The following is a 26,492-nucleotide window of genomic DNA, read 5'->3' on the forward strand; positions in this document are numbered from 1 at the left end:
GCCCGAAGCTCAAGCGCTGCTTCGCGCGGCGCAGCACCTCATCGGAGAGCCCATGGCTTCCTCCGATGACAAACACGACATGGCTCGTCCCATACGTGCCGAGCTTGTCGATCTCTGTTGCCAGCTCCTCGGAACTCCAGAGCTGGCCGTCCAATGCGAGCGCAACCACATGCGCCTCGCTCTTCACATGCGCGAGGATGCGTTCACCCTCGCGCTCCTTCACCGCCCGCACCTCAGCTTCGCTCAGGGTGTCGGGCGCCTTTTCGTCTGCGACCTCGATCATCTGAAACTTGATGTACGGGGCGAGCCGCTTGGCATATTCCTGAATGCCCAGCGTCAAATATTTTTCCTTCAGTTTGCCTACACCAATAATCTGAATCAACATGAAGATTCATTCCTCCTAATTGTCCTGCGAAATAATCTATAAGTAAGATGCTTCAACACATCGTTTGTTCCAATATTTAAAGCTAACGAACTCCACACACCTTATCCAGCCCCATTATGGCTACCATAGTATCTAAATAAATGAGACACCCTATTTCAGGCAAAACATGCCAAAAACACAAAAAGAGCGCTCCGACACGCTCTCTTTGCTTCTTGCCTGTGATGTTCATACCGGATGGCAGGCGAGCGAGTGCATCCATGACAGACGCACCAACTGCGGATGCCTACACAGTACGCTAGACGACTAGATACTCGGCCTTTTGTTCGCACTCGGCGCACTTCGCAGGCGGGTCCCAATCGGCAAATTCCGTCTCCTTCAGATCAACGATATCTGGAGCGTCCTCATACTCATCAACAAACATGTCGATGGCGATGTCCACGTGTTCTTTGCATACAACGTACATCCGTTCAAGCATCCTTTCTGTATCCAGCTATGCTCCCGATTCACAACCGCTTATCCATACAGGATAGCCACTTCTCTGTTCTATCACACCTGCCGCGGAAAAGAAACCCCTAGCCCCCATTTATCGTGTCCAACTTCCACCAGTCCTCTCATTTCAGCACAAAAAAAAACAAAAAAGCGTCACTTCTCGACACCCCGTTGGCATCCCAAAGTAACACTTCTCCCAATTCCGAATCTATCCCACTCATTCGTTACTATTCAGATTACCGCACATATGAAAGCCATCGTCCTATTGTATTCGAATCCATACTCAATGGATATCGATCTTACTCCAGCCCCAACTGCGCTTTCGTCAGCAGCTTGCCACCTTGAAACGCAATAACCGCATTGGCACCAGAACCGCCGGTACCCTTATAATTGTAGACCACCATATTTTCTGCTTCGCTCAATGCCTCGCCTTCACCACCAAGGATATCGATAACTTCCTCTACCGCCATGCCAACCTCTAGCTTTTCATACTGGGCAAACGTAATCAGCACCCCATCTCCCTTTCCAGCCGATCCGTTGTTTCCCGAGCCAACAGGTGCTTTACCTCCAGGCTCATTCACCGCAATCACGGTGGTGCTCAGCTCCTCCAGCTTTTTCTCCAGATCCGCGATCTTCTTGTTCTGTTGACTATTCTTCTCGCTCTGGTCCGCAAGCTTCTTCTCCAAACCTGTAATCTTCTCCTGTAAACCACTAACATCAGCAGTCCCTGACGGGGACACCTCAGAAGTACATGCGGACAAAACAAACAGCGCAGATACCAGGCCTGTTCCCCCCAACATGGTTTTCGTCAAACGTTTCATTGAATTAACCCCTTCCAATCCAGATTGAGAGTACAGATCAACAAACAGATGTTACTCGCACAGCCGCCCATCACCAACACATTCCCAACAGTTTACCATAACTGAAACCCTCTATAACAGAGACTTTGGCTCTGGTCCTAACCTATCATTGGGAAACGACAAAATCCCCACTGTAACCTCATGAATGTGGTTTATATGTAAATCAAGATTAGTGCAATAAAAAAGAGCGGATCAACAAGTTGATCGACTCTCCTTTATTACCCTATTTCTGTGTGCCATGTACATGAAAGCAATTCTCTTACTCCGGTTTATCCGTCAGCTTCACCGACACCTTCTCGGCGTTGCCATCCCGGTAAAAGGTGATTTCAATCGTATCGCCGATCTTCTTCTTATCGTACAGATATTTCCGCAGATCAAGCGTAGAGGTAATTTTTTGCCCATCAAATTCCGTAATGACATCATTCAGCTTCATGCCCGCTTCGGACGCCGGACCGGACGCTTCCAGTACAACCACACCGCTGTCCACGTGGGATGGCAGCTTGAGGTCTTTACGCTGCTCGTCATCCAGCGGAGCATATGGATTGCTCAGATCGACAGTATATACGCCCAGATATGGACGAGATACTTTGCCGTTCAGCAGCAAGGAATCCACCGTTTTCATCACTTCGTTCATCGGAATCGCAAAGCCGAGGCCTTCAACGCCTGTATCCGAGATCTTCATCGTGTTGATGCCGACCAGTTTGCCGTTCAGATCGGCCAGTGCCCCGCCACTGTTGCCTTCGTTAATCGCCGCATCCGTCTGGATCACGTTTTGTTCCCAGTCATACACACCGTCCTGATTAATGGATACCGGCAGAATCCGATCTGTGTAACTGACAATACCGGATGTCAGCGTACCGCCCAGACCGAGCGGATTCCCGATCGCCAGCACCGTTTGACCGCGCTGAAGTTTGCTGGAATCACCAAGCTCTGCGGCTGGACCGATGCCCTTATCATCTTGCACAGACAATACCGCAATGTCACTAACCCGGTCTTTGCCCACCAGCTTCGCTTTATGCGTTTCCCCGTCCACCGTAACAATCTCCAGATCACTCGCACCCTCCACGACGTGATGGTTGGTCATGATGTAAGCTTTGCCATCTTCCTTTTTGAAAATGACCCCTGATCCCAGCGCAGAATCTTCCATCGACAGGCTGCTGCCCGTTTTATGGTTCACGATGCTCACCACGGAAGGGCGAACCTTCGCAGCTGCCTGGATAATCCGGTCGTACGGATCAGCCGCCTGCGCTGTCTGTGTACCGCCTCCGCCGTTCCCTGCAGCGTTCGCTAGAGGTAATGATGCAGGCTGCATAATAAAGCTGAACAGCGTAACGGTCACGATGGAGCTGATTACCGAACTGATCACGGCTACCTTGACCGTGGAGCTAAAACCCGAGCGTGACTTGCGTGGATTCTGCCAGCGGTCCCGTCCCCTGCCCCTGCCTCCAGGGCGAATGATCTGAAGTTTACCTTTCTGTTCAGGTTCGGCGCGTCTTGATACTTTGGTTGAATAAAAATCGTCTCCAAACAATCCCATCGTGATCCTCTCCCCTTCGTTGTCACGCATCAAGACCCTGACTGCCGCCCGATCGTTGTCGCATGGCCAACGACTGTGTCCTTACGTTACCCCACTCCGGCCACAGCCGAGCTTCCGATCGCTGTTACTCACAAATTTTATTAATTACCCTCTAAATAAGGTGAAAATTTGTTCATAAAGGCGAACGCTTCGCTTCTCCAGCTTCGTTCTGTGTCCTCCGTTACGCGTGTACCGTAAATACCAACTCATTCTTCCATGCGTTCCTGCATAAAAACTCGTTTTGCATATCGCTGCCATTCCCGCTAACTCGGAATGAAGCGTCTATGTACAACAGAACGAATATCCCATTCTGTCTGTGACTCTATCAGAAATGCTCTCGCATTCTACGACATGCCTTTTTGCGCGCAAAACAGCCTCTACTATAAAAGCTCCTTATATACTAAACACGCCAAATCTTAAAAAGTTGCATAATTACGAAGATTAACGGAAATTTCCGCTATAACGCGCTTAACAATAAAAGTCCCTAGTATCTATCACCACAAAATCCAGTTGGCTAAGCGCAATTTTGCCTATTCCCGTGAACTTTTTCATCTTCTTAAGCAAAATGCAGCCCCTGGTTCAGCATACACGTCCCTTACGTGTAATTATAGCGGCAAAAAGAGGAATGTTTTCCATCAAGCCTGACTACAATAATAGTAAAAGACAATTCGAAGCTTCATAGAAGGAGGATTCACATTATGGATCGCACGCGTACACTCACAGCCATGGATGAAGTTCATATGGCGGCCAAGCTGGCCGATCTCAAGGAAGAGCATTACCGCAACACCCTTGCCCTAAGCACGATTATTGAACTGCTCGTCGACAAAGGCATTCTGACCCGCGAAGAAGTAGAGCGCAAAGCTACCGAACTCGACAGCTTTATGGCTCACCCACCCTATCCCATGGCGTAGGCCGATCATAATACGTATCACAGAGCTTGAACTCATGATCCCGATAAAAGCAACCACGGCTCTCCATCGCATCACGCACGGTCATTTTCGCCAAGTCCATCATATTATGATCCCGGCTCAAATGTGCCAGATACGTGCGCTTGATGCGTCCGTTCATCAGTTCACTAAGCGCAGCTCCCGCCGCTTCGTTCGACAAATGCCCAATGTCGCTCAGAATGCGGCGCTTGGTGTTCCATGGATACCGCCCCATACGCAGCAATTCGACATCATGATTCGCCTCCAGCACAAGTACATCCGAATCCGAGATCGCATCGCGAACCTTGTCGCTCATATATCCGAGATCCGTCGCAACGGACAGCTTCTCACTGCCATCATCGAATGTGTAACCTACCGGTTCCGCTGCATCATGGGAGATGCCGAAGGATTCCACGCGCAGGGAGCCAAAATCATGCTTTTCACCCGTCTCAAATACCCTTCGGTTTTCCTCTGGAATCGCCCCAACGGACTTCTCCAGTGCCGCCCACGTATTCGTATTTGCATAGATTGGTAAATTATATTTCCGAGACATCGCGCCTAGTCCTTTAATGTGATCGGAATGTTCATGTGTAACCAGAATCCCGTCCAGCTCCGTTCCCGAAATCTCCCGTTCCAGAAACAATGCCTCCAGCCGCTTCGCACTGAGACCTGCATCAATCATGAGGGATGTGCCCCCATGCTGTATAACCGTGGCATTCCCTGTCGAACCGCTGGATAACACGGTAAAATAAATCCCCATAACGCATTACTCCCCTGGTTTGTCTGTCTTGGGACTGAATACATCCCCACTGATGCCCTGCACGTACAACACTTCGCCACTTTCCAGCACGAACCGCCATGCCGGCATCGCCACCTGCATATCTGAATTGAACAACTGGCCGTAATAGCCCAACTGAATATCTTTGACAATCGCATCATTTGGCAAAAAGTTCTCGATCAGCGTACCCAGCGCCTTCGACGCCGGAAGCACCTGCTGATCGCTTTCCTCCGCTGTCGTAATCCGCACCGGAGTCTGACGATAACCCGTAATTTTCTGATCGCTGTAGAATAGCTCCAGACTAACATTGAAGAGCGGCCATTTGCCATCCACCAACGGATGAAGCACAAATGCCCCATCCTCCGCCATCAGCTGATCCCATCGATACGTACCAATCTGGGGAATCTCGTCCTGTAGTGCATCCTCCAGCTCGCTTTGCGAGAAGATCAGCTTGCTGTCCACTTTATTTTCCAGTTCAACCTCAATGCCTGTCTTGTTATCTTCAATGAACTCATACGACAGCTTCGGCAGCTTCGGCGTCTCATTCGGAATAGGAGCCAGCACCTGGATGCCCTTCTCTTCCATCGCCTGCTGTGTATTATCTGCCAGTGAGGTGAAGTCCAGATTGGCTCCGGCCGTCTCCCGCGCATCCATCCAGATCTGGTATCCCAGCACCAGATTGAGCAGCAGGAAGGCATAGATCAACACATTTTTCGCCCGTCCCCAATCCAAAACATCCACCTCCATCATTAGACTACTATCACACTTACCACTCCGTGGTCAGAACAACCTTCCGATCGCTGTTATCCCCAGATTTCTTGATTCCCTTTTCCCAAGGGAGAAATCCGGGGATAAAGGCGAGCGCTTCGCTTCTTCAGGTTATTTCTGCCCCCTCCGTTAACGTGTGATTCTAAACCTCGCCCGGATATCAAATGACTTCATATCCTATAACCCATCAAGAAACGGTGGTTTCCTCCCCGTTCCCAAAGCGGATTACCCATACCGGGATGAGCTTCAGTCCATCCTCAATGCTGGATGGACGGTAAGCCGGATACACGTCTACGACCTTACGATTAGTACCCGCCACCTTCTGGATGAGCGCCTTCAGCTTGTCCCCACCGGGCAGGGTGACCGATTTCTTCGTCTCCGCGCCTTCGTTCAGATATTCGAGCGAACGTTCATAGCTGGATACCGTCTCCTGCTGCATCTCCATGCTGATCGTGCCGAACCGGAACTGCATCGAGTCCATAATCGGGAAGCTGCTGTAATATTGCTGGAACTGAAGTTTCGTCTTTGTATCGGTTGTATCCAGCATCATGCGCGAACGACCTTTCCAGCCGCCATGCTGATTCACAAAATCAACCGCGGACAGCGCATCCTTCGCTGCGTCAATCTGTCCCGCAGGCGGCGCCGCTGGATCGGTGTAGCTAATCCAGCGCTGCTCTTGCTTCACTTGCAGACTGCGTTTGCTGTCTGTATAGATCTCCGAGCCATCTTTTTCCCGAATGTTTCGGGTCATGCTTGGATCAAAGAATAGGCTGCGCTGCATTTGTTCGACAGTGAACTGGCCTGTAGGCACGTCAGCCTCAATCGTTTCCAGTGCTTCAGCCGGGATATAATATCCGCCGTCCATCAGCGTATAAGGTGTCCAGCTGCTGCCGAAGTCGACATGCTGCTGCACGTCCTGTACTGTCAGATCCGCCTGCGTCGCCTCGTAGACCACGTCGCCTTTGGCGCTGAAGAACAGTGCGTGTGCCTTTGTTTCATTTTTGGCCGTATAGATCGAGATCCGGTTAATCGTTTCCCCCTGGAAGAGAGAGTCTGTCCCGAGTCGCATCACGCGCTGTAACAACGCTACAGGGATGCCTTCCTTGAACGACAGCTCAAAGCCAGGATTCTCCTTACGAATCTGATTCCAGTTGACCGACTGCACACTCCGACGCTGGAAATCATCAAACGTACGTCCCTGCAACCGTGAATAGATCAACTGATAGAACGTATTGCCCGGATAAAACACCGTATGTTTGTCCTCTCCCAGATGAATAACCATCTGATCAGGGAAAATTAAATCTTCAATATTGCGCTCCTGGCCCATATTCTCGGTTTTCACATAGTTCGTCTCTGACGTCACAATCGAATCGCCCCCACCGGGCAAACGATAGATCAAGAAGTAACTTTGTACCAAACTGGCAACGACGAGGGAAGCAAGCACCAGAGATTTAATCCGCTCTTTCAAGGTGCTCACCTCCTTCCTCACGCATGGGCAGTGTGAACGTTACCGTCGTCCCCACGTCCACCTCGGACTCCAGTGAGATATTGCCATCATGGGCCTTCACAATTTCCCGGGCAATGGACAATCCGAGCCCTGTACCGCCCATACTGCGGGAGCGAGCCTTGTCTACCCGATAAAACCGTTCAAAAATGCGGTCCAGATCCCGCTGTGGAATCCCCATCCCCGTATCGGTCACTGATATGGCGAGAGTATGATCATCATTGCGTCTGGCTGCGATTGTAATCGTGCCACCTTCAAGCGTGTATTTCAGCGCATTGGACACAACATTATCAAGCACCTGATCAATTTGGTCGCGATCCAATGGAACCGCTGGAATCCCGTTCTCTACAGAAAGCACAGATTGAATATCCTTCTGATGCATCTGAAACGAAAAACGATCCGACACTTCTTCCAACATCTCCATGATGTCGGTTGGCTGTTTGCGCAGCATCGCTTCCTTGGAATCGAGCCTGGACAGATGCAGCAAATCCGTAACCAAGCGAATCATACGCTCCGTCTCATTCTGGATTACTCCAACGAATCTCCCAGCGAGCTGCGGATCTTCCAGAGCTCCATCATCCAGCGCTTCTGCGTAGCTCTTGATGGTGGTCAACGGTGTACGCAGCTCATGAGAGACATTCGCCACGAATTCACGCCGTGAAGCTTCCAGTTCTTCCTGCTCCGTAACGTCCTGAAGCACAGCGATCGTACCTGTAATGCCTAGCTCCCGGCGATGAACCGGTGTAAACGTCATGCGGATGACAACGGGATCTTCCTGTCCCGCAGGCGCAATCTGAAGCAGCGTCGAACCCGTAAATCCACTCGCTAACGCTTCCGCATCTTCCGGATCAATGCCCAGCAATACCGCAAAATGCCTTCCTTCAATGTCCGCCGGACGCATGCCCAGAATGCTGCTGGCACGGCGGTTCACCAGAATGACTTTGCCATATTCGTCCGTGGCCACCACGCCATCACTCATGTTGGTCAGAATGGACGTGAGCTTCTCCTTCTCCTCTTCGTTCTGGGAGAGTGCATCCCGGAGCCTGCTCGTCATATAGTTAAATGCCCGGCTAAGCTGTCCAATCTCATCCGTTCCGAATACAGGGGTCTGCTGATCAAAGTTTCCTTCTGCGACCGCCGTCGCCCTTCGGGTAACCTCCTTGATCGGCTGCGTTATCGTATGTGACAGAATGACACCAAGCACTGCGGTTAATACCAAGGCAATCAAAATGCCGGAGATAAAAATCTTGTTAATGCCCTCCATTGTGGCATATAACTCATTCATCGAGGCGGCGATGTAGACCGCGCCGATAATCTTGCCGCCGGACAGCACCGGCTTGGCAACGACCTTTTTGCGAACATTATCCTCGTCCACGATATATTCCTCATTGTCCCGAATGCCTTGAAGCGCACGGCTGACAACGGTCTGGGTGTTTTTGCGTCCAACATAGTCTGAATGGGAACTTAGCGAGGTGGTCAGCACTTTGCCACTGGCATCCAGCACCTGAATCTCGGCGCCGTTAATGTTGAACAGGTTGTTTACCAACACACGCAGGTTTTCCGTTTTGTCCTCGCCAGCCTCGGCTTCTCCACCAGCCATCGTCTCTCCCACAAGCACAGACAGCATCTCAGCCCGTGCCTGCAAATCCTCAGTGAAGTTGCTGGTCAGCGAGTTCTTCATCGCACTCACAAAATAAACGCCGATCAATTGCATCGCAATCAGAATCAGCAGTACATAGATAATAATCAGTTTCGCCTGAATCGTTCGAAAGAACGAAAATCGCGAGAAACGCCCCATTATATCCCCACGCTTTTGGGACTGCGCACGAGATAACCCAGCCCGCGGCGAGTCAGAATCGTTTCTGGTTTGCTCGGGTTCTCCTCAATCTTCTCACGCAGACGACGAATCGTAACATCAACGGTACGTACATCCCCGAAATATTCATATCCCCATACAGCTTGCAGCAGATGTTCACGTGTCATTACCTTGCCGGAATGCTTCGCCATATAATAGAGAAGTTCGTACTCACGGTGAGTCAGATCCAGCGGTTCGCCGCCTTTGTAAGCTGTATACATGTCCATATCAAACGCCAGATCAAATAAACGCATGACCTGTTTCTCTTCGTCTTCCGGCGCTTCAGCCGTAATGGCAGGCTTCTGCCGTCTGCGCATCTGTGCTTTCACCCGGGCGAGCAGCTCGCGCGTACTGAAAGGCTTCGTCACGTAATCATCCGCACCTAGCTCCAAACCGAGCACCTTGTCGATCTCCCCATCCTTTGCGGTCAGCATAATGATCGGCATCTCCAGATGGGCACGCACCTCGCGGCACACATCCATACCATCCTTACCTGGCAGCATCAGGTCCAGCAGCATCAGATCCGGCTTCTCGGATAACGCCAATTCAACCGCACGAATGCCATCAAATGCGCAGATGACCTCGTACCCCTCTTTTTCCAAATTAAACTTCAGAATGTCCGCAATGGGCTGTTCATCGTCCACCACCAAAATCTTCCCCTGCATCGGCTGTCTTCACCCCTATATCCTGCTTAATCCGCCTTAGCGGTCTATCTCTCTTAATCAACTTATATAAATTGTGTTTCCTACGTTTTCATTGAATATAGTTCATATCATATGGCTTGTTGCCTATAGTCTATAGTTTAACATACCTGAAGCACCGTCACATCCCGATCAGGGCCAATGTGCAGCCCAAACTGAAAAATTTTTACAGCAGCAAAAAACAAGGCCAGCATCAACTGCCAACCTTGCCCTGGATTGCGATATAACTAGTTCAAGTATGTCAACGGATTTTCCACCGTTCCGTTCTTGATAATCTCGAAATGCAGATGCGTTCCGGTCGAACGGCCCGTGTTGCCCATTACGCCGATGCTCTCACCTTTTTCAACGACTTGTCCAACCTTAACACCAATGCTGTTCAAGTGCCCATAAAGTGTTTCGTATCCATTACGATGGTTAATAATAATAACATTGCCATAACCACTCTTCTGTCCTGCAAAAGTAATCACGCCCTCATCAGACGCTTTCACGTCACGGTTACCGACAAGATCGACACCTTTGTGCTGGCGACCCCAGCGTTGTCCAAAGCTGCTGCTCATCGTAGCGTTCGATACCGGCCAAGCAAATTCACCTGTACCTTCACCGACCACTTTGGTTCCACTCAGAACTACTTCAGTAACCGCTGATTTGATGACTTCCTGGCCAAGCCATTCTTCCTGAACGACTTCACCATTTTCCTTCGTTATCCGATATTGCATGCTTTTTAGACCGCTTTGACCTGGACGCACCACTTTGGTTGTGCCTGCTTTGAGCTCAGCACTTTTGCGTACTTCCACTTGTGGTTTAATCTCAATCTGTTCAACCACCTGCTCTACCGATTTAACAGTAACGGCTGGTTTTGGCACCGTCAGTGTAAGCTCGTCCCCAATTTGCAGCGACGTTTCTTTGATGCCCGGATTATGTTTGCGAATCTCACTTTGCGTAATTTCGTATTTGGCAGCAATGGAAGAGATCGTATCTCCTTCACGCACGACATAAGTTACAGGCGCGTCTTTACCAACGGTTAAAGCTTCAACCGCCTCGGATACATCCCATATTTTGTTTGGATCAGCCTTCACCACATCTGTCGCTACATCTTCCTTGATGCCCACCGACTTCAGCGTAGTACTCGGCCCCTCGGCTTTCTTCGATGAGTTTGCCGATACCGACTTCGTCTTGAGCGAACTGCGCACAGCCGATGCCGATATGTACTTGTTCTGCACTTGTTCCAGAATCGCGTCTGCTGTTGCCTGATCCTTCACAATGCCGATTACTTCACCGTCTACCTTGAGCTCTACACCCTTGGCATAGGCGGTAAGCATGTCGCCGAGCTTGTCCAGCGTCTCATCGCTGTTCACTACGGGTTTGTATGCTTTAATGGTTTCGGTCGTGATGCCATCTGTGTTCAGCACCATTTCCGCTTCTGGATATTTATTTTGGAATTCCTCAGTTTTGTCTGCAAATAATTTCTGTAATTGCGTCTCATCCGTGATGGTGCCAATCTCATTTCCTTTAACCATCACTTTATAATATGGGACGGTGTTTGCAGCAACGTATTGTTTGCCTGCGAATCCGATCGATGCAGCGATAAATAAACCACATGCTGCTGTAATGATCCATTTGCGCGAGGCCAGAACGCGCTTTTTATTACTACTGAAGTTGGACATGCTCATGTTGTTTTTGTCTTCGGCCGTCCGGTGTTCCCCGGATTGTTCGTGTTCCCGGTTCTTGCCCGGTTGGCGTATGCCTCTGAAACCTTTCATGATTCTCTCCTTTTCAGCACTTCTCAGTTCGCATTTCTGTCAAGACATCACCCACTGTGTCTGTCCCATGCTTGTCGATATTTGTATTCGGGTGTCCGCAAATCAGGACTTTAGCTGCGCTCGTAAAAGTGTCAAAATTTTAACCTTTTATCACACCCGTATACTTTAACACAGGTTTTACACTCATTTCAACTGTACACGTCATAGCGCAAAGCCGCGCCACGCTTGGTTTTCCTGTATTATCCATAAGATGGCAGAGCAGAACTCTTCCCCATAACGCCTCTACTTCAGGTATACTATGTACTTTTGATCATTTTTTAAGACTAGGTTCTAAGACCCACTGAAATGTGTTTTCTTTTTCATAAAAATACAAACTGAAATCCCTCGCCAGATCATCTCTGGTGAGGGATTTCGTTAAACTCTTGCTATAGAGTGCCTCATATTGGCTGGATTGTATGCTAACCAATTTCTGCTTTTATTTCATTGCCCGAATGGCCTCATAAATTAAATTTCTCTGATTTACCGCTCAGGATTCGATCTTTCGATTCCTTTATGAATATTCAGCAAAGGGTCGCAGATTTACGGATTTCCCTATATGAACTTAGTTTATTCCGCCTGAAGGACTTCCATTAGATTATCGTATTCTTCGCTCGTCAGATACTTGGAGATCACCTGCTCAATATCGCGCAGCTCCTGCTCAGTCAGGCCGCCTTCCATAGCGCCTGAGATTTGCTGCATCTCTTTCTGGGGCAGCTTGTTCATCAGTAGACTGAAAATTTTTTCTTTTTCCTCCAACGGCAGCTTATCCTTCTTACCTGTGATGTCATCCGGAGATACTACAATCTCATCATTCCCTGAAGAAGGCGTGCCATTGGAATTCGTACCTGATCCGTTGCCCGATGCTGTACTGTTGCCAGGCGTTGTCCCAGAATCGGTACCCGCATTTGTGCCAGCATCTGCGTCTGTTCCCGTGCCTGAGCTGCCCCCTGGGCTAGATCCCGTAGCAGAAGAGTCCGTTCCTGAGCCTGCTCCTTGACCATCGTCTGTTCCCATACCCTGTTCAGAGCTGTTGCCTGTATTCGGGCCTGTTTCTCCACTTTCTGTTCCATTGCCCATGACAGATATCGCATCTTCTGGAACGTGTTCCTCCTCCGCTCCTGCCGGCTGATCTGTCGTGCCCGTTCCCGGCTTCTTCTCTTCACCGGACTTACCACCTAATGCACCCTGAAACATGGCCGTTAATCCCATGGGCTGGCCTTCCCACTGAATATTAAAACTCGCCAGCAGCGATTTTACATATGACTGAACGATTAATCCGGTTGTCAGCAGGGTCAGTGAACTGACCAGCATCACGGTAAGCAATATTTTAATGAACCATTGAAGCAACTTCATTCCCGTTCTCTCCCTCCGTTATTCCGACCCCATATCACATTCGATGTTTCAGGATCTATGAGTCTACTGTTAAACAGTATTGACGGAAATCCGTGGATTATATCAGGAAGGCGTGCGAAAAACCCCAGCCATCGCTATTTAAGCGATAACTGGGGCTCTATGATGCCTATATAGGCATATCATTTGGATGAACGTTTACTTCGTATTGCCGAGTTAACCTAGCTGCTTATTCGTAGATAGGAAGAACCTGATTCGTTTGCTCACGGTTACGGCCTACAGAGAAGATGGCAATTGGAATGCCTGTCAGTTCGGAAACACGTTTCACATAATTCTGTGTGTTCACAGGCAAATCTTCCAGTTTCTTCGCTGCTGTGATATCTTCGCTCCAGCCCGGAAGCTCTTCGTATACCGCTTCACATTCTGCCAGCATTTTCAGGCTTGCCGGATAGTGAGTGATAACCTCGCCGCGGAATTTGTATCCTGTGCAGATTTTCACCGTTTCCAGACCTGTCATTACATCCAGCGAGTTCAGGGACAGACCCGTGATTCCGCTAACACGACGAGCGTGGCGAACAACAACACTGTCGAACCAGCCGACGCGACGCGGACGTCCAGTTACAGTGCCGTACTCATGTCCGGTCTCACGAATTTGGTCACCAATTGCATCATGCAATTCTGTCGGGAAAGGACCATCTCCTACACGTGTTGTATAGGCTTTAGCCACACCGATAACCTGCTGAATACGGGCTGGGCCAACGCCAGAACCGATACATACGCCGCCTGCAGACGGATTGGATGAAGTAACGAATGGATAAGTACCTTGGTCAAGATCCAACATAACGCCTTGTGCGCCTTCGAACAATACTTTTTTGTCCTCGTCGATGTATTCATTGAGCACAACTGATGTATCACGCACATAAGGACGCAGAATTTCTGCGTATCCCAGGTAATCTTTCAGAATTTCTTCTACATCTACAGGCTCGCCGCCATAGACCTGCTCGATTACACGGTTTTTTTCTTTTACCAAATGACGCAGTTTCAGTTCGAACTCCTCCGCATCAAGCAGATCAACCATACGAATACCGATACGAGCTGATTTGTCCATGTAACATGGGCCAATTCCCTTGCCTGTTGTACCGATTTTGTTCGGGCCTTTGCTCTCTTCTTCCAATGCATCCAATACCATGTGATATGGCAGGATGATGTGTGCGCGTTCGCTGATGGACAGGTTTTTGGTCGTAAAGTCATTGTCATGAATATAGTTAATTTCTTCGATGAGTGCCTTCGGGTTGATAACCATACCGTTACCAATTACACATGCTTTGTCTGTGTAGAAGATACCCGATGGAATCATCGTCAATTTATATTTTTTGTTATCGATCAGAATCGTGTGTCCTGCATTGTTACCACCTTGGTAACGAGCAACCACGTCTGCGGATTCCGCCAAATAATCCGTAATCTTGCCTTTACCTTCGTCTCCCCATTGCGTTCCCACTACAACTACCGTTGACATAGTACATACCTCCGTGGGTGCCTTGCGCACCTTTGTATTGGTCTGTCCGTCCTCTATCTCGGCAGGAATTTGAAGTGAAATTACCAGCGGAGAAGCGTGCTAACGGACAGTGAAAATCCCCCTCGGTTTACATCCAAGGGAAGGTTTTCGCTGCTTTAACGCAGCAGTACTAGTGTACCAGTCCCTTTTTTCAAAGTCAAATCAAATGGCGAACAATTAGATATAGTCAAACTCTAATGTTCGGAATTGACTCCATATTGCGACGCAAAAAACCGGCGAAGCCAGTCAAATCTTGCTTGACAGCTAACCCCGGTTACTCGCTACGCGTTTAAATCCAACGCTATATGTCGTATTCACAACGTATTTATGAGTTCATATGATCTAATGGTTGATGTCGGGGACAGACGATTTCACTTCCCTATCGAAGCAGTCTGTGCCTGTCCCCTACATGGCAAAGGCATCATTATGTGCCCGCTCGTAGTTAACGAATTTATTAAAGTTTTTCAGGAAGACCAGTTCCACCGTACCCACCGGACCATTACGCTGTTTGGCGATAATAATCTCGATAATGTTTTTCTTCTCGGTTTCCTGGTTATAGTAGTCATCCCGGTACAGGAACGCAACGATGTCGGCATCTTGCTCGATCGAACCCGATTCCCGCAAGTCACTCATCATCGGACGTTTATCCTGACGTTGCTCTACACCCCGGCTCAGCTGAGACAGGGCAATAACCGGAACTTCCAGTTCCCGGCCAATCTGTTTCAGGGTACGTGAGATCTCGGATACCTCTTGTTGACGGTTCTCGCCGGCTTTACCACGTCCACTAATCAGTTGAAGGTAGTCGATCAGAATCATGCCAAGGCCTTTCTCTTTCTTGAGACGACGGCATTTAGCACGAATGTCAGCTACGGTGATCCCTGGTGTATCGTCAATGTAGATATTAGCTTCGTTCAAGGCTGCAATGCCCATCGTCAGCTTTTGCCAATCTTCATCACCTTTAAAGTCACCCATACGCATGACACCCGCATCCAGATTGGCCTCTGCACAGATCATACGCTGTACGAGCTGTGCGGCTGACATCTCCAGACTGAATATCGCAACTGTCTCCTGCGCCCGAATGGCTACATTCTGAGCGATATTCAGGGCGAAGGCGGTCTTACCTACAGATGGACGTGCCGCTACAATAATCAAGTCACTCCGCTGGAATCCGGCGGTCATCTTGTCCAGATCGATGAACCCGGACGGAATGCCCGTTGTGGTGCCCTTGTTCTGATGCAACGTCTCCACACGGTCGAATACTTCCATCAGAACATCCTGAATGGCTATAAAACCGCTACTGGAACGTCGGTTGGAAATCTCCAGAATGCGCCGCTCTGCTTCTCCAAGCATAGCCGCGACATCCTCACCGCCCGTGTATCCTTCACTCACAATTTGCGTAGCTGTACGAATCAGGCGACGCAGCATGGATTTCTCTTCGATAATCTGAGCGTAATAATCCACGTTCGCGGCAGTCGGAACACCATGAGCCAGCTTCGCCAGATAACTGACGCCGCCGATGTCCTCAAGCTCGCCTTTATCCTTCAGTAGCGAAGTCAGTGTCACGAGGTCAATCGGTTGATTTCCCTCGCCAAGCTGGATCATCGCTTCAAAAATTAATTGATGGGGTTTATCATAGAAATCCTCGGTTTGCACCCGTTCCATCGCTGTAATCAGGGCTTCGCCCTGCAACAGGATTGCACCCAGCACGGCCTGTTCGGCTTCCAGGTTCTGTGGGGGAATCCGGTCGAATAACATTTCGCCGCCCATCTTACTCCTCCGTTACCTGTACCTTCAAGGTAGCCTTCACTTCAGGGTGAACCTTGACGGTGACTTGCGTTACGCCGAGTGTGCGGATAGGCTCGTCCAGTTCAATTTTGCGTTTGTCGACTTTCAGACCTTTCGCTGCCAGAGCTTCTGCGATTTGTTTGCTCGTGATTGCACCGAACAGACGGCCGCCTTCGCCGGATTTTGCTTTCAGTTCAGTCACTTCAGCTTCAAGCTTTTTAGCCAGAGCTTCCGCTTCTGCTTTCTCTTCCTGCTTACGTCTGTCTTCCGCTGCCTTCTGGTTGTCCAGTGTTTTCATGTTTCCGTCTGTTGCTGGACGTGCGATTCCCCGTGGCAGAAGAAAGTTCTGTGCGTATCCCTCGGACACTTCCTTCACTTGTCCTTTTTTGCCTTGACCCTTCATATCTTTTATAAAAATGACTTTCATTCGAACAAACCCTCTTCCTTTTCGATTTCAGCCAGTACGTTCGTCAGCCGTTTTTCCGCCTCTCCAAGCGTTCCTTCAAGCTGCACGGCAGCATTCGTTAAATGTCCGCCACCGCCCAGTCGTTCCATGACCACCTGAACATTCATGCGCCCCAGCGATCTCGCGCTGATGCCAATCAGTCCATCCGGGCGTTCACTAATGACAAATGAAGCGACCACGTCGGTCATATTAAGCAATGTGTCCGCCACTTGGGCGATCATCATCTGTGGAATCTTGTTGCCAGGGTCCGTGACCGCCAGCGCAATGTTCCCGTATACCATTTTAGCATGCTTTATGATTTCTGCCTTAGCAATATATTCTGACAGATCTTCTTTCATAAGCCGCTGGATCATAATGGTGTCTGCACCACTGCGACGCAGGAAGCCTGCCGCTTCAAACGTTCTCGATCCCGTATGGAGTGCAAAATGCTTCGTATCCACCGTAATCCCGGCTAATAACGCCGTCGCTTCCAGTGGAGTGAATTGTACCTTGTCATGAATATATTGGAGAAGCTCAGTCACCAATTCTGCTGCCGAAGAAGCATATGGTTCCAGATAGATCAGAACTGCATCGTTAATGAATTCTTCACCCCGACGGTGGTGATCCACAACCACGACACGCGTAGCGGATTGAACCAGCTTCGGCTCCATTGTCATGGATGCCTTATGTGTATCGACAACAACAAGCAGCGTATGCTCCGTCATCATCTGGGTTGCCTGTTCCGGCGACACAAAGGCTTTGGACAGCTTCTCATCCTTATTCACCTGTTCCATCATGCGTTCAATGGAAGGGTTGGGTCCATCCAGTACAATTCGTGCCTCCACATTGTACAGACTCGCCGCTTTCCATACCCCAATAGACGCGCCAATCGCATCCATATCAGGCATTTTGTGACCCATGATAATCACTCGGTCACTCTCCTGCATCAGATCACGCAATGCATGTGCGATAACCCGAGCTCTTACCCGAGTACGTTTCTCCACCGCGTTGGACTTTCCACCGTAAAAGGACAACCGCTGTCCAGATTTTACGGCAGCCTGATCACCACCACGGCCAAGTGCCATATCCAAACTGGACTGAGCCAATTCTCCCATCTCACTGATGGTATCCGAGCCAAATGCCAGTCCAACACTTAGTGTCATCGGCACCTTAAGATCAGCCGTCATCTCCCGGACTTCATCCAGGATGACAAATCGGCTCTGCTCCAGTTCCTGCAAAGACTTATAATTCAACATCATGAGATAACGATCAGAAGAGAGGCGGCGCAGGTATACCTCATACCGTTTCGCCCAAGACGTAATCTCGCTTGTTACACGGGCAATAAGCGCAGTCCGCTGCTGGTCGTCCATGCCCTGGGCTGCTTCGTCCAGGTTGTCGAGAACCAGAATGCCCAGTGCCATGCGTTCATTCTCATATTTATCACGAAGAATGGCTAGCTCCGTAATCTCGTAAACATATACATACCGCTCTTGCGGATTATGAATAACTCCATAATATCGATCATCCAATTGGAATTCGTCGTGAAGCTCCTTAGACGGCTCCTTGGTCCCATCCTTTTTTTCCTTCGGTTGAGGAAGTTTGGGAAACAAATTTTGCAGCGGATTACCTACCATCGTCTTCTCTTGGAACATGTCCGCGACGAAGCGATTATGCCACTCTACGGTACGATCTTCGCTGTACAGCACAATACCGAATGGGAGCATGCTGACCGCTTCCCCCTCCATTCGTTTGATCCGAATGGAAAGGCCATTAATGTAGTCGTTAAGCTCACGACGGAACGCGAGCTCCGCCTTAATCATGACGATTCCCAGCGCCGAAGCCAGTATCAGACTAATCAAACCAAGCGTCCAGTTGTAGATGGTCACGAACATAACAAGCAGAAGCAGCAGTATGAACGCCCATACGGTATAGTAGCCGTGCCAGCGTTTCTTCAGAAATTTAGGCATGACTCATCACCCTATCGTTTTGGTTTCGATATTGCCTCGCGAAGCGGGAACGCCAGATCGATAATCCCGATAATCCGCAGCGGTCCAATGAAGAAGACTGCTGCCGCCAGCAAATACGGTACAACCGGATTCCATTTCTTTGCATGTGAGAGAAAGAAGAAGAATCCGATGGCTTGAATCATGAAGCCCAAATTGATTAGAGGCGACAAGTTCATGGCGATCATGGTCCAGTACGTTCCGTCACTCTGCCTGGATATCACTTCGAACAACAATGCCAGGAAGTAATACCAGATCAGGGCACGCGGCATACGCCATTCACGCGCAGGTGGAAATTTCGGTACAACCACGCCCATTACGTTTAGAATCGGACGTGCAATGAGATGTGTGATTAGAGCCATGACCAGAGACGTGACCACCAAGGCGAATGGAATCATAAGCTGCGTCTGTCTTGCGACATCCTGAGTCATTTCAGGTGTCCATACAAACCCATTTACCATCTGACTGGATGTATTCGTCAGGGGTTCAATCGTCAATCTGACCACATCATCAATATAACTCGACAAATCAAATTGGAAGATTACACTTCCAATCAACAGGAGCAACAGATACTCGGCCAGCATGGCTCCACTTCCTGCCATTAGGGCGAACAGGGCCGATTTCTTTTTCTTGTAAGCATTGCCCATAACAATGGCGGGCAGGGTGAACAAAAGCAGTAATAACAAATAAATAGGACTAAATATGACCAAAATGATCGCCACTGGGACGAGATGCCATATAAATGATTTTACCGGTAATGAAGCAAACAAAATAACTCCAGGTATCATCATGAAAAATATGGCCAAAACCGATAAAGGAGTTAACAGCGAAAGTAGCAAGAGCAGATAAACTACGCTCCAGACAGCTGATTTAAAGCTAAATTTCAACAAATTCACCTCTTACGCATGTGATCTTCTAGCGCGGAAATATCTTGGTACCAATCTTCCAACTGGTGACCTTCCTGTTTATGCTTTTTCAATTTCTCAACAAGCAGTGCATCCAGATCCTTGAAAGGAATACCGAGCCTGCGGCCCAATATGTAACTACTCATCATCAAACTGGCGAGACTGTCCCCGATTCGGGTTGTACTGCCTTCCCATAACGCTTTGAATAATCGGGATACCTGATCAAGCACTTCGGTTTTAAGCCATTCAATCACTTTAGCGCGTTTGGCTACATCCAGTTCTTTAGGCATATTGGCGAAAGTCACTCTCCCCCGAAAAAGCTTTATTCTCCATTATAGCATAAAAAGGGGGGCCGCAAAATTACCCCAAAAAGCGGAGAAGTCCTCCGAAACTTATCTCAGGTACTTTGCGGGGACCCCGTACAACGAATTCGTATTTTATCTTGTCGAAAATTCATTTAAGTTCGCTCTTGTTCAGTTCTTCTTAAGTTTAACATGATACCGGACGGCTGTGATTATCCACGCAGTTGCATCAATATCGAATTTTGTTTCGACTTACTTCACTTTCATGGATTCCTTGGCTACAATACCCTCGCAATACTCAATAATCTGACTCCGTCTTACGATCCCGATGAAGCGCTCCATATCATCGACAACCGGCACAAAGTTCTGCACTTTCGCCAGATTAATCAAATCCTCCATGTTGGCTTCAATGGATACCGGTTTGATATCCAGCCGAAGTGGAACGTCCTTAAGCAGGAATTTTGAAGCGTTTTCAAATGTAATCTTTCCCTCGGCGTTCTTCATATACCACAGCAGATCACCTTCGGTAACCGTGCCGATATACTTGCCTTCCTTATTCAAAATGGGCACCGCCGTGAACCGATGATATTCCATCCGTTCCAACGTCTGCCGCAGAGTAGAATCCGACGTTACGCACGTAACTTCTTGTTTGGGCAGCAAAAAAAATGCGATGTTCATACCCTTACGTATCCTCCTTGTGAAATTTCATCAGTCAGCTTATTACATTCAACTTACATAGTACGCATTAGAACGCAAGATGTTCCAAAAGGACATGATTCCTTCTACAAAGTAAAAAAAACAGCAGCCCGCCAATAAACGCACTGCTGATCCTTGTCTAAAACATAACGTCTGTATGGAATTGGTTATTCGATCTTCTGCCGGTCAGGAATCATCACTTCACCGGCTGGGGTCGACTCATCCATCCAGTTGTTAATCAGCTCTTTGGCATATTGGACGTCTTTCTCATCTGCCTTGCCATAATAAATTCCGTTTTTCCGCATTCCTTCGCCCAAAATAGTGAAGCTTGAGATTTGCGGTTTTTCCTGAGTCAGTACCTGTTTGGCCAGATCAATAATGAATGAAGGCTGCATATCCGTCTGGAAACTGTCTCCCATAATCTGAATCAATTCTGGAATTTTGCTGATGGCGTTCAGATTAAGCATCTCATTCGCCATGGCATTCAGGAAAATCTGCTGCCGCTTGGTGCGATTAAAATCGCTATCCTCACGGTATCTTACATAGTAAAGTGCTTCCTGCCCGTCATAGATCGGCTTACCGCCTTCTATTGTGAACTGCACATGTTCCGGGTTCTTGTTCACTATGTCCTCATCAATCGGCAGCTTCACGCCACCAAGTGCATCAACGACTTTTTTGATCCCGTCAAAGTTAATCGTTGCATAATAACCTACATCCGCATCGAGAAATTTCTCCACCGTATTGATAGACATATTCTCCCCACCGAAGGCGTAGGCATGCGCGAGCTTGTCATAATCATCCTCACCATCCTTGTTGGCATCACGTCCAACAATCTGCACATAGGTGTCACGAGGTATGGATACCAGGAGTACGCGGGATTCTTTCGGACGAACAACGGCATAGATAACCGTGTCTGAGCGCCCACGTGTTTTCTCATAGGCACGTTTGTCTGAGCCTAGCAGCAATACCGAGAACGGTTCTTTGCGATATACTGTTGGGTCAGGCGTATTGTTGCCCTCCTGAGGGACATAGGAACGAGACAATTGGTCTTCAACTGAACCAGCGAGAAACAGATCGAAGGCCGCTACAGCAAGCTGCTGACGAAACAAATAGCCCCCGATTAACAAAACAACGAGCGATACGAGCGTTATATATAGACCTTTTCTTCTCTTCTTCTTCTTATCTTTAGTTCTGCTTGTCATCCATCGATTCCTTCTTCACTGTCAAAATGAAATTCGATACTACTACTATATAAGTTGAATTTAACTTATCCTGACCCCGCAACGGTACAGTGTTAATGATCCGTTCAACTTATATAATTACCATTAAACGTGCGCAATGGCTTGTGACACGGTGTTCTCTGAAGTTTTCTCTATCTCAAAAGAAAACGCCGCTCACGCTCGTTCTATTGTAATCATTGCTGGATGATGAAAAGTTACAATACGGTTAAATTGAAAAGAACAGTGCTCCTTTTTTACTGGCAAAAGGTGCACTGTTCTCTTCATGTGGAATGTCCATCCATTCAGTTTGTTGATGCTGTCTCCACCCGATTCCTCTTCTCTTTATGACGCTGTCGCCCTGTAATAAACGCAGCGACCAGCGTGAGTACACTGAAAATAACCGCAGACCAGAACAGTCCACTATAACCCTCGCCGATTGTCTGATGAAGAGCCTGTAGCAACACATCTCGAATGCCCGGATCAGGAATTTGGGATAGTCCTTCGGTTAATCTGGAAATATCGCTTCCTGAAGCTGCACCGCCGCCAGACGCATATTGTTGAAGCGCTTCGGGCGGCACCTGGATGCCCTGATCTGTGAGACCCTGCTGAATATTGGAGCCCAGGTTGGAGAAGGCACGAGCCAGGAAACCGGCAAAAATGGTTGGCGCGATCGCCATAGCCATCTGACGGAACAAGGAACTGGTCGCTACCGCAATGCCCTTGTTGTTCTCACCCGCTTGCTCAGTAACGAGCACGTTCACTGGAGCTCCCAGCATCATACCGAAGCCAATCCCCACAAGTACACTCGCAATCACGAATTGCCAGATATGCTCTACCCACAGCGGGAAGAGCAGGAAGCCGATAGCCGACAGCAATCCGGCTACAGATAACGTCCAGATTGGCCCTTTGCGGTCAACCAGATAACCGCCACCACCTGCACCAATGCCTGAAGCCAGAGCAAGCGGTGTAAACCAGTAGCCGGAGGCTGTGTTGGATACCCCGAGGTATTGCTCAACAAAACCTGGAATGAAGATCACGGATGCCAGAATGGCTCCTGAGAAAAAGGCAATCAGCAGCGTCCAACGAAAGGACGCAATGCCCAGAAGCTGTGTAGATACAACAGGTTCACGTTGTGATCCTTCCAGCCTTTTTTCAAGAAAGTAGAAGAGAACCAGAATGACCACACCTGCCAGGAAGAAGCCATAGAACATCGGTGAGCCAAGACTTTGCAGCATATTTACGCCATCCAGATTGCTAAAGCTGTACATCAGACTGAGCACACCGAGCGTCATGACCGCGATACCACTCCAGTCCACCGCCTTACGGCTCAGCTCCTGTTCTTCATGAATATAACGGATGCCTGCAATAAACAGCAAAATGGCGATCGGTACATTGATTAAGAACAACCAATGCCAATTCCCCGTAATGTCGAGGATAAAAGCACCGATATTCGGCCCTAGAATCGCCGCAACCCCGTTCATACCTCCCAGAAGACCCAAGGCTGTGCCCTGACGCTCCGCTGGGAACTTGCTTAATACATAAGAGCTCGCAATGATAAAGATCCCGCCACCACCCAACGCCTGGACGACACGAGCAAGCAGGAAAAACGTAAACGATGTGCTTAGTGCAACGAGTAAAGACCCAATTCCGAACAAAGCCACTTCAATCAGAAACAGCTTCTTGCGTCCATAACGGTCGGAGAGCTTACCCGCAATCGGCACACTCACCGCAAGTCCGAGCGTATAAAGCGTGATTGTCCATGCTCCCCACGTCGGCGACACGCCAAATGACGCATTTAAAGTCGTCAGGGACGACGTAATAATCCCGTTATCCAGCGCAGCCATAAACACCCCGATAGCAAATAGGATAAGCGGCCATTTCATTTGTTTTTGCATTACACGTTTCCTCCCCGATCAGATTGCAATCCAGTAGCGTAAGGCTGTAATGAAACATATATATTAAACCGAACCGAACAATAATGACTCACTGGTCATTTTAAAACAAAATGATTACATATGTCAATTTGTTTATATGCTTGGATACCTCATTCAATTCCCTGCTCCACCAAATAAAACCGTCCCTCAGGTTCGATGGAACCCGTGGGACGGTTTTATTGTTGAACTTAACTACTATTGCTGCATCAAGTGGCGATTCAGGAATTTCTCAATTGCTCGATACAAATCCAATTGATTTTCAACATTGCCGAAGCCATGTCCCTCATTGGCTTTTAACATATATGGCACATCTACTCCACGTTTGCGCAGAGCCTCCACGATCTGATCAGACTCAGCCTGTTTCACACGTGGATCATTTGCGCCCTGGACCACGAACAATGGGGCTTTCATCTGGTCGATATGGAACAGTGGTGAGACAGCTGTCAGCAGCTCCTTGTCTTTCTCCGGATCACCCATACGTTCATAGAACATGTTGCGCTCCGACTCCCAGTAAGGTGGCAGTGAATCCAGCAGCGTGAACAGATTGGATGGTCCAACATAGCTAATTCCTGCTGCATAGACTTCTGGTGTGAATGCCAGTCCTGCCAGAGCTGCATATCCACCATAAGATCCACCGTAGATAGCTACACGCTTCGCATCAACCGTTCCCTCTTCAACCAGCCAATTTACGCCGTCTGTGAGATCGTCCTGCATCGCTTTACCCCACTCTTTGTTGCCCGCATCCAGGAATTCCTTACCGTATCCAGTAGAGCCACGGAAATTCACCTGTAGTACGGCATAACCACGGCTTGCGAGAAATTGAATTTCGGGATTGAAGCCCCATGAGTCTCGGGCCCATGGTCCACCATGCGGAACAACAACCAGTGGCAATTGGGAAGCCTCGGCTCCTTGCGGGAGCGTCAGATAACCATGAAGGGTTAAACCATCACGTGACTTGTACGTAATGGGTTTTACATCCGACATTTTACTCTCATCAATCCAAGGTGCGGCGTCAGCTAATTTATCCAGCTTACCTGTCTTGGAATCGTAGAAGTAATACGTACCCATGGATTTATCGCTATACGCAACGAACAGAACCTGACCTTCTTCACTTATGTTTGAAATGCTTACTTCTTTACCCGGAACTTTCGCCTGGATATCCTGCATCAATTTTTTGAAATCATTGTCGAAGTATTCATAGTTAACCTTGTCCGTCTCATAGACAGCTGCAAGGATTGTGCCTTTTTCTTTAGAAGGAACGAAACTGGATACATCCACATCCTTGTTTTCATAGATGGTTTTCGTTACTTTTTTGCTGCTTGGGCTATATTCGACAATCGCTGTTTTATCCCGCTCTAAATTGGATACAGCATAGATGTTTTTGTTATCATACGTGAACATCACTGGAGCAAATGTTTCTCCGAGCTTGGTGGTCATCAAATTCTCAAATGGTTTATCTTCCGATTCACGATACATTAACGAAGAGACATTACCATCATTCGATATGGCCACACGGATTTTACCCTCATGGTCCGTAAGCCAGCCCGTAATATTGCCCGGGTTCTCTGCAGCAAGCACAGCCTCACCAGTCTTGATGTTAATCCGGTACACGTCAAAGATCCGTGGATCACGTTTGTTCATACCTACTAGAATTTCATCCGGAATATTCTCCAGGGAGTCTACCAGGATCGCTCTTGTATTCGGGTATGGCGTCAGATCCTTGCTGTTCTTACCATCAATATCCGTTACATAAATATGATAGTTCTCATCCCCTGCTTCATCCTTTACATACAACAGCTTATCCTTTGTCGCCCATACAAATCCCGCTATATTGCGTTCTGTCTCACTCGTGATACGTACCGACTTGTCCTGACCATTCTGTTTCACCACGATATTCATTCGGTTGTTCCAAGGCTCCATGTAAGCCAGATGTTTACCATCCGGAGACATCTGGAATCCTGCTTGAGCCGGCTGTTTGAAGAAGTCTTCCAGAGGTGTTAGATCTTCTGACTGCACATCAAGTCCAAGAGCGAGGTACAGCGCATCAGCAAACTCACCATGGGTCACTGAATTTTTGGCGTTAAACGCACTGCCTTCAATAATAAAATGCTGCTTCAGACGAATCGCATCCTCCGTATGTACCTTCGGAATTTGCGCCATATCACTGTATACAACCTGAATGCCATTATCCTTTAGTTCAAATGCCCGAGTAAACAACGATGCCATCTGTGCTCTTGTGAGAGGTGCATCTGGTGCATATCCTTTGGCTTGCCCTTGAATAAGACCACTTTGCTTCAGTGCGTAAATGGCAGGAGCAGCTTCATCCTTAGCTAATACATCTGCAAAACCTGTAAGAGACGCTGGAGCATCCAGTTTAAGTACACGCTGCAGGATGATTGCGGCCTGAGCACGAGTAATTGGCGTTTGTGACTCTTTCATTCCATCTGTTGTGCCATCTATGTATCCCAGTTTCTGTAGTGTCTGTGTTGCCTTCGAAGCAATGGATTCAGCGACTGTCGCCGTAGGCTTCACCGATTCTGCTGCCTGGACCGCTGGTTGAATCAGAGCGATTGACATCGCCATGGTAAGCGTGAGAGCATATACTTTTTTACTCACTACGTTCAAGTTATTTTCCCCCTTTAAAGTGAATTACACA

Annotated in this window: 22 protein-coding genes; 1 reads left to right on the forward strand and 21 read right to left on the reverse strand. The window is 48.5% G+C overall.

What is annotated here, in order from left to right:
- The 4 genes from A6049_RS25595 to A6049_RS25605 form a co-directional block, all read right to left on the reverse strand.
- On the reverse strand, positions 1 to 385 hold a 385-nt coding region (locus A6049_RS25595), incomplete at its 3' end, for a 23S rRNA (pseudouridine(1915)-N(3))-methyltransferase RlmH (RefSeq protein WP_063567360.1).
- Between the two features lie 295 nt (positions 386 to 680).
- The gene (locus A6049_RS32400) at positions 681 to 848 is read right to left on the reverse strand and encodes a CxxH/CxxC protein (RefSeq protein WP_063870633.1); all 168 of its coding nucleotides are present in this window, start codon (positions 846 to 848) and stop codon (positions 681 to 683) included.
- A gap of 325 nt (positions 849 to 1,173) precedes the next feature.
- A complete protein-coding gene (locus A6049_RS34220) occupies positions 1,174 to 1,695 on the reverse strand; it encodes a hypothetical protein (protein WP_240321547.1) in 522 nt (173 codons plus the stop codon).
- 298 nt (positions 1,696 to 1,993) lie between these two features.
- Positions 1,994 to 3,271, reverse strand: a complete 1,278-nt coding sequence (locus A6049_RS25605; protein ID WP_063567361.1) for a S1C family serine protease — start codon at positions 3,269 to 3,271, stop codon at positions 1,994 to 1,996.
- Positions 3,272 to 4,008: 737 nt separating this feature from the next.
- Here A6049_RS25605 and A6049_RS25610 point away from each other — a divergent pair.
- Positions 4,009 to 4,221 (forward strand): hypothetical protein, encoded by a 213-nt coding sequence (locus A6049_RS25610; RefSeq protein ID WP_053781978.1) that lies wholly within the window; start codon positions 4,009 to 4,011, stop codon positions 4,219 to 4,221.
- Here A6049_RS25610 and A6049_RS25615 read toward each other — a convergent pair.
- The 17 genes from A6049_RS25615 to A6049_RS25695 form a co-directional block, all read right to left on the reverse strand.
- Positions 4,190 to 4,996, reverse strand: a complete 807-nt coding sequence (locus A6049_RS25615; RefSeq protein ID WP_062327768.1) for an MBL fold metallo-hydrolase — start codon at positions 4,994 to 4,996, stop codon at positions 4,190 to 4,192. The genes A6049_RS25610 and A6049_RS25615 overlap by 32 nt on opposite strands.
- Positions 4,997 to 5,002: 6 nt before the next feature.
- Positions 5,003 to 5,746, reverse strand: a complete 744-nt coding sequence (gene yycI, locus A6049_RS25620) for a two-component system regulatory protein YycI (protein ID WP_063567362.1) — start codon at positions 5,744 to 5,746, stop codon at positions 5,003 to 5,005.
- 223 nt (positions 5,747 to 5,969) lie between these two features.
- A complete protein-coding gene (locus A6049_RS25625; protein ID WP_063567363.1) occupies positions 5,970 to 7,250 on the reverse strand; it encodes a YycH family regulatory protein in 1,281 nt (426 codons plus the stop codon).
- On the reverse strand, positions 7,234 to 9,084 hold the full coding sequence (gene walK, locus A6049_RS25630; RefSeq protein WP_063567364.1) for a cell wall metabolism sensor histidine kinase WalK: 1,851 nt from the start codon (positions 9,082 to 9,084) through the stop codon (positions 7,234 to 7,236). Before walK ends, A6049_RS25625 begins: the two co-directional genes overlap by 17 nt.
- Positions 9,084 to 9,806 carry a response regulator YycF gene (gene yycF, locus A6049_RS25635; RefSeq protein ID WP_062327757.1) on the reverse strand — a complete coding sequence of 241 codons (723 nt, stop codon included), beginning with the start codon at positions 9,804 to 9,806 and terminating at the stop codon, positions 9,084 to 9,086. Before yycF ends, walK begins: the two co-directional genes overlap by 1 nt.
- Positions 9,807 to 10,069: 263 nt before the next feature.
- Positions 10,070 to 11,602 (reverse strand): peptidoglycan DD-metalloendopeptidase family protein, encoded by a 1,533-nt coding sequence (locus A6049_RS25640; RefSeq protein ID WP_063567365.1) that lies wholly within the window; start codon positions 11,600 to 11,602, stop codon positions 10,070 to 10,072.
- A gap of 606 nt (positions 11,603 to 12,208) precedes the next feature.
- Positions 12,209 to 12,994, reverse strand: coding sequence for a hypothetical protein (locus A6049_RS25645; protein ID WP_063567366.1), 786 nt, complete (start codon positions 12,992 to 12,994; stop codon positions 12,209 to 12,211).
- Between the two features lie 226 nt (positions 12,995 to 13,220).
- Positions 13,221 to 14,507: an adenylosuccinate synthase gene (locus A6049_RS25650; protein ID WP_063567367.1), complete on the reverse strand. Its 1,287-nt coding sequence runs from the start codon at positions 14,505 to 14,507 to the stop codon at positions 13,221 to 13,223.
- A gap of 444 nt (positions 14,508 to 14,951) precedes the next feature.
- Positions 14,952 to 16,313 carry a replicative DNA helicase gene (gene dnaB / locus A6049_RS25655; RefSeq protein WP_024629551.1) on the reverse strand — a complete coding sequence of 454 codons (1,362 nt, stop codon included), beginning with the start codon at positions 16,311 to 16,313 and terminating at the stop codon, positions 14,952 to 14,954.
- Between the two features lies 1 nt (position 16,314).
- Positions 16,315 to 16,758 carry a 50S ribosomal protein L9 gene (gene rplI / locus A6049_RS25660; protein WP_024629550.1) on the reverse strand — a complete coding sequence of 148 codons (444 nt, stop codon included), beginning with the start codon at positions 16,756 to 16,758 and terminating at the stop codon, positions 16,315 to 16,317.
- Positions 16,755 to 18,743, reverse strand: coding sequence for a DHH family phosphoesterase (locus A6049_RS25665; RefSeq protein WP_063567368.1), 1,989 nt, complete (start codon positions 18,741 to 18,743; stop codon positions 16,755 to 16,757). Before A6049_RS25665 ends, rplI begins: the two co-directional genes overlap by 4 nt.
- Positions 18,744 to 18,754: 11 nt before the next feature.
- On the reverse strand, positions 18,755 to 19,666 hold the full coding sequence (locus A6049_RS25670; RefSeq protein WP_063567400.1) for a DUF2232 domain-containing protein: 912 nt from the start codon (positions 19,664 to 19,666) through the stop codon (positions 18,755 to 18,757).
- 5 nt (positions 19,667 to 19,671) lie between these two features.
- Positions 19,672 to 19,974 (reverse strand): MazG-like family protein, encoded by a 303-nt coding sequence (locus A6049_RS25675; RefSeq protein WP_024629547.1) that lies wholly within the window; start codon positions 19,972 to 19,974, stop codon positions 19,672 to 19,674.
- A 264-nt stretch (positions 19,975 to 20,238) separates the two neighbouring features.
- Positions 20,239 to 20,664: a CBS domain-containing protein gene (locus A6049_RS25680; protein ID WP_063567369.1), complete on the reverse strand. Its 426-nt coding sequence runs from the start codon at positions 20,662 to 20,664 to the stop codon at positions 20,239 to 20,241.
- Between the two features lie 185 nt (positions 20,665 to 20,849).
- Positions 20,850 to 21,884, reverse strand: coding sequence for an LCP family protein (locus A6049_RS25685; RefSeq protein ID WP_063567370.1), 1,035 nt, complete (start codon positions 21,882 to 21,884; stop codon positions 20,850 to 20,852).
- 320 nt (positions 21,885 to 22,204) lie between these two features.
- The gene (locus tag A6049_RS25690; protein WP_063567371.1) at positions 22,205 to 23,797 is read right to left on the reverse strand and encodes an MFS transporter; all 1,593 of its coding nucleotides are present in this window, start codon (positions 23,795 to 23,797) and stop codon (positions 22,205 to 22,207) included.
- Between the two features lie 234 nt (positions 23,798 to 24,031).
- Positions 24,032 to 26,452 (reverse strand): S9 family peptidase, encoded by a 2,421-nt coding sequence (locus A6049_RS25695; RefSeq protein WP_240321549.1) that lies wholly within the window; start codon positions 26,450 to 26,452, stop codon positions 24,032 to 24,034.
- Positions 26,453 to 26,492 lie beyond the last annotated feature (40 nt).

The organism is Paenibacillus sp. O199 (assembly GCF_001636635.1).
Taxonomy (GTDB): domain Bacteria; phylum Bacillota; class Bacilli; order Paenibacillales; family Paenibacillaceae; genus Paenibacillus; species Paenibacillus marchantiae.